This window comes from Candidatus Clostridium stratigraminis (assembly GCF_045310675.1).
In the GTDB taxonomy this organism is placed as follows: Bacteria; Bacillota; Clostridia; order Clostridiales; family Clostridiaceae; genus Clostridium_AT; species Clostridium_AT stratigraminis.
In genome coordinates this window covers 16,657-29,447 of the sequence record NZ_JBJHZZ010000011.1, presented here as the reverse complement: position 1 = coordinate 29,447, position 12,791 = coordinate 16,657, and the positions used below count along the sequence as shown (strand labels likewise).

The following is a 12,791-nucleotide window of genomic DNA, read 5'->3' as shown; positions in this document are numbered from 1 at the left end:
TATTTAATCATAGTTAGTTTTTAGTATTATTTTATTCTAAAGGATATATTAAATTTTATCTCTGACAAAAGGCATAGACATACATCTAGGGCCCCCTCTTCCACGGCTTAGTTCCCCTGAAGGAATAGATATAACATTTACATTATATTTATCCAATATTTCATTAGTAATATAATTTCTTTCGTAAGTTATAACTGTTCCTGGTGATATAGCAAGAGTATTTGACCCATCATTCCACTGTTCTCTTCTTGAAATGACTCTATCTCCACCGCCGCAGCGTATAAGTGTAATATCCTTTTTTAAATGCTTAGATAGTATTCTTTCAAGACTGTCCTCTTCTTCTTCCATTATAAGCTCTTTGTTTTTATAATTATAACTAATAGCAGTAACCTTTAAGTTTCCTTCTATCCCTTCATGTACAGTGAACTTATCATAATCTATCATTGTAAACACAGTATCTAAATGCATAAATGCCCTAGATTTAGGAATGTTGAACATTAATACTGTTTTAAAGGTTTCATTTTCTTCAAATAGTCTTTTAGCAACCTGTATTATTGCCTCTGCACTTGTTCTTTCACTGCAGCCTATAGCAATAACCTCATCGGAAAGAATCAATTCATCTCCGCCTTCTATGCTGTAATTATCGTCCCTGTTATACCAAAGGGGTATATTTGAATCTTTAAAATCTGGATGATATTTAAAAATATACTTCCCAAATATAGTTTCTCTGTGCCTTATATGATTTCTCATGTGATTTAAGGTTATTCCTCTTCCCATTGCAGCAAATGGATCTCTTGTAAAGTATAAATTCGGCATAGGTTCCATTATAAAAGGGTAATCGTCATTTTCCTCACTAAGCCCGATTTCCTTCTTTCTAGTACCTGCCATAACCTTATCAATCATCTCTTTTTGAGGCAAAGCTCTAAAATAATCCTTTAAGGTCTTAGCTATTGCTGTGTCACTAATTTGACTTTCTTGTATTACTTCATCTAAAAACATTTCCTTGATTTCATAATCCTTAATAGCTTGTGCCGCCAATTTTTCAAGATATAACACTTCTACTCCATTTTCGGTAAGCACTTTTGCAAAATTGTCGTGTTCATTTCTTGCCACCTTTAAAAATGGAATATCATCAAATAAAAGTCTTGATAAGTGCTCTGGAATCAAATTTTCAATTTCTCCTCCCGGCCTATGCAGAAGTACTGTCTTAAGATTACCTATTTCAGAGTATACCTTAATTTTTCTTTCCATCTCTATCCCCTCTTTATTCTGATACTATTTTTGTACCTGAGGCACCTTTTAAAGCTTCCTTTGCCATCTTTAATGAAGCAATAATTGCTATTTTATTTTTATTAAATTGAACAAACTTTTTACAAGCTTCTACCTTTGGAAGCATGCTTCCAGGCGCAAATTGCTTTTCTTCTATGTATTTATCTACCTCTGCAAGTGTCATTGCTTCAAGACTCTTTTGATCTGGTTTATTAAAGTTTATTGCAACCCTGTCAACTGCAGTTAATATTACAAGTGCGTCAGCATCAAGTATTTCTGCTAATTTTTCTGCTGCAAAGTCCTTATCAATAACCGCTGGAACTCCCTTAACTTCATCATCTTCCAAAATTACGGGTATTCCACCACCTCCACAGGATATGGTCAATGTTCCATTATCAACTAACTCTTTAATTATATCTTTTTCTATTACATCTATTGGCCTTGGAGATGCTACTACTCTTCTATAGCCTCTTCCAGCATCCTCCTTCATTACATAGCCTTTTTCCTCTTGTAATGAAGAAGCTTCTTCTTTTGTATAAAAGGAGCCTATTGGCTTTGTAGGATTTTGAAAGCCAGGATCATTTTTATCTACAACAACTTGAGTAACAACAGTACCTACATTTTTATTTATATTTCTCCTATGAAGTTCCCCTCTAATTGCATTTTGAAGATGATAACCTATGTAGCCTTGAGAGAAAGAACCACATACATCAAAGGGAAATAACACATTTGAGCTATTTGCTTTATGACCTGTTTCCACTGAGTTTAATATCTGACCAACCTGTGGACCATTTCCATGAACTACAGCTACTGTATGTCCCTGCTCTAAAAGGTCTACGATGGACTTTGCTGTTTCCTTACAAGTTCTTAATTGTGATTCTGCACTTGCGTCCTTTGGATCTGCCTGAAGTGCATTACCACCTAATGCTAAAACAATTCTCACCTAAGACTCCTCCTATATCTATGTTCCTATATTCTTTATTATTTCAATTTTGCACTTTCATAGTACATTAGCATAAAATCGTTGTCAATAGCTTCATTTTTAAGAAAACTGTATAAGTATTCTCATAAAAATCCATATTAATTCTTAATATTTTCACCTTAGATGATATAAAATGAAAATAAAATTTTAAATCCTGCAATTGTTTTGATATTTATATTATGTAAATAAAATTTTCACCTTAAAATTAAAGAAGTGACACTATGATTTGAACCATAATCTATTTAAAATCATTCATATTAGTTTTTACAAATGTACATCTTTTAATGCACAAATAAAATTTTATGCATAAATATATGTAAAATATGAATAAAAATATTAAAAATAAATTTATAATTTTTTCATAATGAACTTATTATTTAGAGTTCTCTATGTTGTTATCTGCTTATAAAATTTACTAGTAACTTTTATAAAAATATTTGACATACTATAAATATAAGGATATACTAAAAATATAATATACCCCTGAGGGGTAATAAATTTAAGGAGGAGTTCTCATGAATGTTATTATAGATGACGCCGCTAAAGAAGCTCTTAAGCAAAACTTAGAGAAAAGAGATAAATCTGCTGTTAGATTGTCAATAAAAGGCTTTGGATGAGGCGGCCCAACCTTTGGAGTTGTTCTGGATGAACAAACAGAAAATGATGATGTTATTGAGCTTGATGGAATCAAATTTGTTGCTGAAAAAGATATCTCATTTGTTTTTAATAATGTAAAAATAATCCATAGAAAAGGAGTTTTTGGTGACTTCTTTGATGTATACAGTCCTAGTGGCAGCAGCTGCGGCTAATTATAATTTAAAAATTAGAATGAAAACTTATAAATGTTTTTCAAGAGAAAAGTAAATTTTAAAAAGAGTTTTACCAATTGGCAAAACTCTTTTATAATTTTTAGTTCTTAAATATAACTGATGTAGGTCTTATTAACTTTTATCTAGTGCTTTTTTAAATTCTATTATAATATCTGAAATATCTTCAAGACCAGCTGAAATTCTAATTAATCCCTTTGAAATTCCAGCTCCTTCAAGTTCGTTATCTGACAAAGCTCTATGGGAGGTCTTTGCAGGATAGGAAACAGTGGTACTAACACCTGCGAGGCTAGGTACAAATTTAATTGTTTCCAAGTCTCTAATTAAATCGTAAGCACCCTTTTCTCCATTTTTTAAATCTATGCTTAACATTCCTCCGAATAATCCATTATTAAATAATCTGTTTGCTAGTTCAAAAGATGGTGAGGAATTAAGGCCAGGATAATACACCTTTAGAACCTTATCATGTGTTTCTAAAAACTGAGCTAGCTTGAATGCATTCTGAGAATGTTTCATAACTCTAAGCTCTAAGGTTCTTAAGCTTCTAATTAAAAGCCATGCATCGAAGGGACTCATCATAGTACCATATAAGACTGCAATCCCCCTTATATTTTCCATGTCCTTCTTACTTGCTGCAGCAATTCCACCTGTTACATCACTATGTCCACATAGATATTTCGTTGCACTGTAAACTACTATGTCTGCTCCAAGCTTCATAGGCTGACAAATTATTGGAGTAGCAAAGGTATTATCAACTATTAGCTTTGCATTATTTTTATGTGCTGCATTTGCTATAGCTTCTATATCAATAACTTCCATTAATGGATTAGAAATAGTCTCTATATAAACTAACTTTGTATTAGGTAAAAAATATCTTTTAATATCATCTTTAGTTAGGTCTACAAATGATACATCTATTTTAAATCTTTCAAGTTCAGTCTTTAAAAACTCATAACTTCCCCCATAAAGTACACTTCCAGCTATTATATGGTCTCCAGACTTTACAAAAGCTAAAATTGACATGGTTATGGCTGCCATTCCAGAGGAAAAGGCCTGTGCATTCTCAGCGCCTTCAATATTATACATAATTTCACTTAAAGCATCCTGGACTGGATTTGCATTTCTTGAATAAACATAGCCCTTTTCTTCACCATCATAAACTTTATCTAAGGTTTCTACATCATCAAAAACAAAAACTGAACTCATAGAAATGGGCAATGACTTTGTCCTTGAAACAGATGGCGGGTTTTTCTCTCCTAAATGTGTAAGCTGAGTAGCAAAACTTCTATTCATATTTACTCCCCCAATACTATATGATTCTTATGATTTTATTTTAATATTCCATTATGTTTAAGTAAAGCACTCTTTATTTCACCTTTTTCTACTTAAAATCTTCATTAATAGTAGGATTAATTGAAAAACAAGGTGTAAAATAGTATACTTATAATGATTGAAAAAGAGGTGGGATTATGGCAAGATTTTTTAACAATAAGAAAATTGAATTATTAGCACCCTCAGGCACTATGGAAACCTTTAAAAGTATGGTAAAGGCAAACTGTGATGCTATTTATCTTGGCGGTAAGTCTTTAAATATGAGGATGATGAGAAAAGGCTATAACTTTTCTAATGAAGAAATTGAGGAAGCAGCTAAAATGGCCCATGCTGTGAATAAAAAAGTTTATGTAACAGTAAATAATATGATCAATGAGTCTGAGGTTAATGAAGCTCTTGAATATCTTAATTTCTTAAATAATATTAATATTGATGGTATTATAATTCAAGATCTTGGTGTTTTACAAATATGCAGGGAGAATAATTTTAGAAACTTTGAGATTCATTCTTCCATAATGATGAATGTACATAATATAGAATCTGTTAAAGCCTTGAAGGAATTCGGAGTTTCAAGAGTTATTCTTTCAAGAGAAATGGATTTAAAAACTGCAAAGCATTTGCAAAGCATAACAAATATAGAAACAGAATACTTTATACATGGAGATATGTGTACGGTAAATGGAGCAAATTGCTATTACAGTTCTGTAGTACTCGGAAACAGCTCTAACCGTGGTAGATGTTTTAAGCCTTGTAGATGGCCTTATGTTATAAAAAAAGATGGCTTTGTATATGGAACAGAATATCCATTAGCAGCTAAGGACATGTACATGTATGAACATATTCCAGAATTAATAGATGCCTCAATTACTTCCTTTAAAATTGAAGGTCGTATGAGAAATACAGACTTTATTGTAGATTTAGTAAATACCTATGGTGAGGCAATTGATAGATATATAGAAGATCCTTTAACTTTTAACCGCAAAAAAGAAGCTGAGTACTTATATGAACACAGAAAGCGTGATTTTACTACAGCCTACGCCTTTTCTAAGCCTGGGTTAAATTTTATAAATACTCGCTATGAAGGTACAGGTAAATTTTATTCCACCGGAAAGGTATTCTCAGTGCCTACAGAAGAACCTGCTGCTACTGATTATGCTGTTGATGGACTTAAGGAAGAAATAAAAAAATACTCCAATAATCTATCTTCAAAGCACAATTTATCTGTTAAGGTAAATAACTACAATGAGGCCAAACTTTGTATTGACCTATCAGTAAATAGAATATACTTACCTTGTGAGGTTCTTCTACCAGACGAGTTTGTAAGCTTAAATGAACTTAAGGATTTAGTCAGGACTAAAGGCAATACCGAGATATACCTTGAACTTCCTCAAATGATGAATGAGCTGCAGTTTGATATGCTAGATCAATACTTAAGTAAATACGGTGAGTTATTTGATGGTCTTTTAGCATCTAATTTAGGTGCAATAAAAAGATATGGGAATAACTATCCTATAATAACAAATTATAACCTAAATATTTATAATCATAAGGCACTGGAATTTTATAAGGAGCTTGGGGTTTCTGAAGCTTCTATGTCTATAGAAATTAAGCGTGATGAACTTGCTGAATTTATGAAGGCAGCAAATTTACCTTTAGAATTAATAGCACATGGGCCTATTAAAGTTATGTATTTAGACCATAACCTTTACGATAATACAAAGGTATTTAAAAAGATTGGCGAAGAAGATAACAAATATATAGACAATAAAGTTTTAGTATTAAAGACCAATAAAGGTGAGAATCCAGTTTATATAGATAAATACGGAAAAAACCACTTATATACTTCTAAAGAATTTTGCTTAATGCCAATTTTGGAAGATTTAAATTATAATGTACCTATAAATCTTAGAATTGAGGGTGAAACCTATAATTTAGAGGAATTAGAAAACATTATAAAGCTTTATCAAAAGGCTATTTCAGAGCCATCTAAGTGTAAAGAGATGTTTTCAAATTTAAAATCAGTAAGAGCAGGTTTTACCTTAGGAGCTCTTACTTTTAAATCTAATTAAATATAAAGACATCATAAATATTAGTTTAAATACCGAAGCCTTAAGTATTTAAACAAAGTTAATTTAAATCCACATAAAGGAGTGAATAATTATGAATTATATAGGTCCTGAAAATATTCTTAAGAAGAGAAAAGAGTATTTCTATCCAGCTACTATATGTTTTTATAAAAACCCACCGCAAATAGTTGCCGGCTCCATGCAGTATCTTTTTGATAATACCGGCAGGAAATATGCTGACTTCTATGCTGGTGTTTCTGCTATGAACTGCGGACATTCAAATCCTGAAATTCTTAAAGCTGTTATAGAACGGTTAAATAAAATTCAGCATACTTCTACTTTGTATTTAACTCAACCTATGGTTGACCTTGCTGAAAAGCTTTCTTCTATTCTTCCTGGCGACATTAAAAGAACCTTCTTTTGTGTTACAGGTTCAGAGGCTAATGAAGGTGCAATGGCCTTAGCAAGGTTACATACTAAGAAAACTGGATTTATTGCTCTAAATGGAGGCTTACATGGCAGAACCCACTTAACCTTAAGCGTAACAGGTATTCCTATGTGGAGACTTGATGATAACTTAGTTAAAGAAAATATCTTCTTCATAGATAGACCCTACAGCGATAACTTAAGTTATGAGGAAGCAATGGAAGAATCCCTAGCTCAATTAGAGAAGGTTTTAAAAGATCACGGAAACAGCATTGCAGCCATGATAGCTGAACCTATACAAGGCAATGGCGGAATTATAATGTACCATCATGACTATTTTCAAAGAGCTAAGACCTTACTTGAAAAATACAAGGTTCTGCTAATTATAGATGAAGTTCAAACCGGCTATGGCAGAACTGGTAAAATGTTTTGCATTGAAAACTATGATGTAGTTCCTGATATAATTGTAACTGCCAAAGCTTTAGGAAATGGGATACCTATTTCAACTTTCTCAACTACAGATGAAATTGCAGAATCCTTTAGCAAAGCATCTGCCTCAACCTTTGGAGGAAATCCTGTAGCTGCCGAAAGTGCCCTTGGTGTTCTTGAATATATAGATAAGAATAAGCTAGTTCAAAGAGCAGGTGAACTGGGCAGCTACTTAAAAGAAAAATTGGAACAGCTTTCCTCTCCTTATATTAAGGAAGTAAGAGGCTGTGGCCTTATGTTAGGTCTACAGCTACAAGCTATAGATTCAAATCAAACTTCAGCTGAAATTACTGATGATGTTTTAGAAAAGATGAAAGATCTAGGCTTTATAATCGGTAAAAATGGATTAAACAGAGACGTGCTGGCTTTCCAGCCTCCACTAGTTATCAATAAAGAAGACATTGATTCTATGATATCAAGCTTAGAAAAGGTTTTAAACAGTTTAGGTAACTTTTAGGGGACTGCGCAGTGTGGCATAAGAAATGTCACCATGCCACCTAACTTAAAGATAAAGGAGTAATTACATGGCTTTTAAAGATTTGCAAGCTTTTATAAAACATTTAGAAGAAAAAAATGAACTAAAGAGAATTAAATCAGAAGTAGACTCTGAACTGGAAATTACAGAAATTGCAGACAGAGTTTCTAAGAAATATGGACCAGCATTATTATTTGAAAATATTAAAGGTTCTCCTTATCCTCTGCTTATAAATGCTATGGGTACCTATGAAAGAATGAGTATGGCTCTTGGCGTAGAAAAGTTAGATGATATTGGTGATGATATTAAAGAATTTATAGATATGTCTAATTATTTAGGACTTATGAATAAGGTTAAGTCGGTGCCTAGGCTTGCTAGGCTCACTTCTGTATTCCCTATTAAGCTTCCAACTAAGGGTGCTTGTCAAGAAGTTATAGAAGAAAATCCTGATTTATCTACTTTGCCTATTCTAAAATGCTGGCCAGATGATGCAGGAAGGTTTGTTACACTTCCTTTAGTTATTACTAAGGATCCAGAATCAAACATTCAAAATATGGGAATGTACAGACTTCAGGTTTATGATAAGAATACAACAGGTATGCATTGGCATCTTCACAAAGACGGTAGAGAAATTTATGAGAAATACAAAGCCTTAGGCGGTAAAATGCCAGTATCTGTGGCTCTTGGCTGCGATCCTGCCATAACTTATTCTGCTACCGCTCCACTTCCAAAGATGATTGATGAAATGATGTTTGCAGGCTTTTTAAGAAAAGCTCCTGTAAAAATGGTTAAGTCAATTACAAATGATATATATGTACCTGCAGATGCAGAATTTATTATTGAAGGCTATGTAGATGTAAATGAGGAATTAAAACTAGAAGGACCCTTTGGTGATCATACAGGTTACTACTCTCTTGCTGATTACTACCCAGTATTTCATGTAACCTTAATAACTCACAAGAAGCACCCAGTGTATCCTGCAACTATTGTAGGTAAACCTCCAATGGAAGATTGCTATATGGGTAAGGCTACAGAAAGAATTTTCCTGCCTTTACTAAAGATGCAGCATCCAGAAATAATCGATATTAATTTCCCATTAGAGGGAGTTTTCCATAACTGCGTAATTATTTCTATAAAAAAACGCTTCCCTGGTCATGCAAAGAAAATAATGAATTCAGTATGGGGAATGGGTCAGATGATGTATACAAAAATGATAATAGTTGTAGATGAAAATATAGATCCTAAGGACATATCTACTGTCGCTTGGAAGGTCTTTAATAATATTGATGCTAAAAGGGATGTAGTAATTTCTGAAGGGCCTTTAGATGCATTAGATCATGCCTCTGATTTACCTCATTATGGTTATAGAATGGGTATAGATGCCACCAAAAAATGGCCAACAGAAGGTCATAAAAGAGATTGGCCAGATGATATTGAAATGACAGATGAAATTAAAGAACTAGTTTCAAGGAGATGGATTGAATATGGTCTTGACTAAGGTTATAAAAAAGGCTAAAGATTATGGAACCTTAGTTATGTTTTCCCATACAATCTTTTCCTTGTCCTTTGCACTTATTTCAATGCTGCTTGCTAGTAATGGTCTGCCTTCTCTTAATAAGGTATTTTGGATATTGGTTGCCTTTATGGGAGCAAGAACTGGTGCTAATGCCATAAATAGAGTAATAGATGCTGAAATAGACAGCAAGAATCCTCGTACTGCAATGAGACAGCTGCCTCAAAATTTACTTCAAAAAAAGGAAGTTATAATATTTTCTTCAGTTTGCTTTTTAGTAATGATTATTGCAGCAGCTATGTTAAATCCATTATGTTTAATACTTTCGCCTATAGCACTGTTTTTACTTATTATTTATTCCTATACAAAGAGATTTACCTGGGCTTGTCACTTAGTTCTAGGAATTACGTCAGCTGCTGCCCCAGTTGGTGCATGGCTAGCTGTTACAGGCAAAATCTCCATGCTTCCTATTTTGATGGGAGCGGCAAATACTCTATGGGTTGCTGGCTTCGATATAATATATGGTTCTCAGGATTATGAGTTCGACACTGCCAACGGAATCCACTCAATTCCAGCAAGATTTGGGGTTAAAGGCGGCCTTCATATCGCTGCTTTTTTTCATGTAATAACATTAATTTTGTTATTCATAATTGGAATCTTAAGCAGTCAGCTTGGAATCATATATTTCATTGGATTAATCCTAATAACTATTTTATTCATTGCAGAGCATAAAATAGTGTCTCCAAACAACTTATCCAATGTAAAAGTAGCATCCTATAGTATAAATCAAGTTATAAGCATCATATTCTTAATATTTGGAGTTATTGATGCACTAATTTAAAAGGAGGTTAAAGCCCTAAATGGGCTTTAACGAGTAGTCTTAAACTACTCAGTGTTCCGACCTAAGGAGGAAAAAAATGATTAAATTAAAAAAACTATTATGTATATTTACTGCTTCCATTATAGCAATTTCCACTGCTGCTTGTTCACCAGTAAAAGAGAATACTGCTGCCACTAAAAAAACTTTAAATTTTGGTGCCATGGCCTCGGTAGATGCAGTGCCAATTGTAATAGCTAATGAAAAGGGGTTTTTTAAGAAAGAAGGAGTAGATGTCAACTTTCAGGCTTTTAAAAACTCTAAGGATAGAGATGCTGCTTATCAAGCTGGAAACTTAGATGGAGTAATTTGTGATTATATAGCTATCTCTCTATATCAAAATGCAGATTTTAATGTAAAGATAACTGGTGTTACTGACGGTGACTTTATGTTAATTGCAGGTGCAAAATCTGGTATAAAATCAATAAAAGATATTAAGAGCAAAAGTGTAGCAATTTCTGAAAAGACTTCAATTGAATATTCCCTTGATAAGATTCTGGAGAAAAATAGTCTTTCCCCAAAAGATGTAAAAAAGTCAATAGTTCCTGCAATACCAACTAGACTAGAAATGCTAAAGAATAATAATGTAGACGCTGCACTACTACCAGAACCATTTTCTTCCCTAGCTATAAGTGATGGCGGGACCTTACTTGAAAGTGCAAGCAAATTAGGTGCCTTTACTTCTGTAACAGCCTTTACACAAAAATCGTTAGATGATAAAAGTGCTGAAATAAAAGCCTTTTATAAGGCTTATAACGAGGCAGTAGACTATATAAATAATACTCCTATTTCTGAATATGAAGATATTATAATAAAAGCTGTAGGTTATCCTGAGAGTATGAAAGGAAATATTAAGCTGCCTAAATTTAAGAAAAATACACTTCCAACAGAAGCTGAGGTTCAAGCTGCTGTAGATTGGACAGTTAAAAATGGTCTTGTTAAGAAAACTTTAAATCCTAAGGATTTAATGAGTGATATAGGTACTAAATAAAATCGGAGGGACTTATCATGGTAGAGGTAGATAAGCTTTCTGTGAGCTACAGTGCAAAAAAAGAGGTAAATGCACTTGGCCCTATAAGCATAAATATTTCTTCTGGAGATATTTATGCTGTAATAGGACCTTCAGGCTGCGGTAAATCCACTTTTCTAAATGCCCTAAGTGGAATTCTAAAAAATTATGAAGGCAATATTTTTATCAATAATAAAGCTATAAATCCAAAGATACATAACATTGGATTTATACCTCAAAACTTTGGGCTCCTTCCCTGGAAGAACGTTGAGAAGAACTGTCTTCTTTCTATAAAAATCAAGGGAAAAACTATAGATACGGAAATGAAGGAAAGAATTAAGTATATTCTTTGCAAATTAAATATAGATTCTTTAATGGATAGATATCCGAAGGAATTAAGCGGTGGTCAGAGGCAAAGGGTAGCTATAGCCAGAGCCTTTATTATGAATCCAGATTTACTTTTAATGGACGAACCATTTTCAGCACTAGATGCTCTTACACGAGAAGAAGCACAGGAACTTTTTATAGAAATATGGAATAAGTATAAGACCACTACAGTTTTTGTTACTCACAGCATTGAAGAGGCCATATACATGGGGAAAAAAATTGTAATATTATCCCACTGCCCAGGTACTATAGTAGAGATAATTGATAATTCCCTGTTTAATACTGAAAACCTGCGAGAAAAGGAAGAATATCTTAAATTATCTTCACATATAAGAAGCATAATTAAAAAAGGGTGGAAAATATGAAGGTAAAAAAGAAAATTAAGCTTTTTATAGAGGGCTTTATATTATTTAATATCTTATGGTATATTCTTGCTGTAGTAATTAATATGAGAGTACTTCCAAAACCTACTGACATATATTTTAATTTAACTAATCTATATGGTGAAAAATTATACCTGCATGTTTTGGTAAGCTTATATAGAGTATCCTATGGACTTATTATTTCTTTGGTGCTTGGAGTAGCCATAGGCCTTACAATGGCTTATTCTAAGCTTTGGAATAAAATATTAAATCCTTTAGTCTATTTTACATATCCTATACCTAAAACAGCTTTGCTGCCAGTTGTAATGTTATTATTTGGTCTTGGAGATTCCTCCAAGGTAATTATTATAGTATTGATATTGATATTTCAAATTATTGTTGCAGTGAGAGACGCAGTAATAAATATTCCAGAGGAAACCTATAACCCTATAAAAAGTCTGGGTGCTTCTAGGCTTCAGATTTTTACAAACATAACTCTCCCTGCTATTATGCCAGAATTATTGACTAACTTAAGATTATCCGTAGGTACAGCTCTTTCTATTTTATTTTTTGCTGAAGGCTATGGAACACAATATGGAATTGGTTATTATATACTTGATGCTTGGACTAGAATTGATTACATAAGCATGTATGCTGGTATACTTGTAATAAGTCTTCTTGGTTTCTTTTTATTTATCTTAATTGATATACTTGAAGAGGTAATATGTAAATGGAAGGCATAAAATTTATGAAGTTCTAACTAGCTTTTGAGATGTA

Annotated in this window: 10 protein-coding genes; 7 read left to right on the top strand and 3 right to left on the bottom strand. The window is 32.9% G+C overall.

Annotation, left to right across the window (positions count from 1 at the left end; translation table 11 throughout):
* Positions 1 to 48: 48 nt before the first annotated feature.
* The 3 genes from arcA to ACJDUG_RS13470 form a co-directional block, all read right to left on the bottom strand.
* A complete protein-coding gene (gene arcA, locus ACJDUG_RS13480) occupies positions 49 to 1,251 on the bottom strand; it encodes an arginine deiminase (RefSeq protein ID WP_406770403.1) in 1,203 nt (400 codons plus the stop codon).
* 13 nt (positions 1,252 to 1,264) lie between these two features.
* Positions 1,265 to 2,212, bottom strand: a complete 948-nt coding sequence (gene arcC, locus ACJDUG_RS13475) for a carbamate kinase (RefSeq protein WP_406770402.1) — start codon at positions 2,210 to 2,212, stop codon at positions 1,265 to 1,267.
* Positions 2,213 to 3,192: 980 nt separating this feature from the next.
* Entirely contained in the window at positions 3,193 to 4,371 is a 1,179-nt protein-coding gene (locus ACJDUG_RS13470; protein WP_406770401.1) for a trans-sulfuration enzyme family protein, read from the bottom strand.
* 176 nt (positions 4,372 to 4,547) lie between these two features.
* Between ACJDUG_RS13470 and ACJDUG_RS13465 the strand changes: the two genes are divergently transcribed.
* The 7 genes from ACJDUG_RS13465 to ACJDUG_RS13435 all read left to right on the top strand — a co-directional run bounded on the left by ACJDUG_RS13465 (position 4,548) and on the right by ACJDUG_RS13435 (position 12,757).
* The gene (locus ACJDUG_RS13465) at positions 4,548 to 6,479 is read left to right on the top strand and encodes a U32 family peptidase (protein WP_406770400.1); all 1,932 of its coding nucleotides are present in this window, start codon (positions 4,548 to 4,550) and stop codon (positions 6,477 to 6,479) included.
* A 91-nt stretch (positions 6,480 to 6,570) separates the two neighbouring features.
* Positions 6,571 to 7,848 (top strand): aspartate aminotransferase family protein, encoded by a 1,278-nt coding sequence (locus tag ACJDUG_RS13460; RefSeq protein ID WP_406770399.1) that lies wholly within the window; start codon positions 6,571 to 6,573, stop codon positions 7,846 to 7,848.
* A 67-nt stretch (positions 7,849 to 7,915) separates the two neighbouring features.
* Positions 7,916 to 9,364, top strand: coding sequence for a menaquinone biosynthesis decarboxylase (locus ACJDUG_RS13455; protein ID WP_406770398.1), 1,449 nt, complete (start codon positions 7,916 to 7,918; stop codon positions 9,362 to 9,364).
* Entirely contained in the window at positions 9,351 to 10,220 is an 870-nt protein-coding gene (locus tag ACJDUG_RS13450; protein ID WP_406770397.1) for a UbiA-like polyprenyltransferase, read from the top strand. Before ACJDUG_RS13455 ends, ACJDUG_RS13450 begins: the two co-directional genes overlap by 14 nt.
* 76 nt (positions 10,221 to 10,296) lie before the next feature.
* Positions 10,297 to 11,247 (top strand): ABC transporter substrate-binding protein, encoded by a 951-nt coding sequence (locus tag ACJDUG_RS13445; RefSeq protein ID WP_406770396.1) that lies wholly within the window; start codon positions 10,297 to 10,299, stop codon positions 11,245 to 11,247.
* Between the two features lie 17 nt (positions 11,248 to 11,264).
* Entirely contained in the window at positions 11,265 to 12,017 is a 753-nt protein-coding gene (locus ACJDUG_RS13440) for an ABC transporter ATP-binding protein (protein ID WP_406770395.1), read from the top strand.
* Entirely contained in the window at positions 12,014 to 12,757 is a 744-nt protein-coding gene (locus tag ACJDUG_RS13435) for an ABC transporter permease (protein ID WP_406770394.1), read from the top strand. Before ACJDUG_RS13440 ends, ACJDUG_RS13435 begins: the two co-directional genes overlap by 4 nt.
* The last annotated feature ends 34 nt before the right edge of the window (positions 12,758 to 12,791 follow it).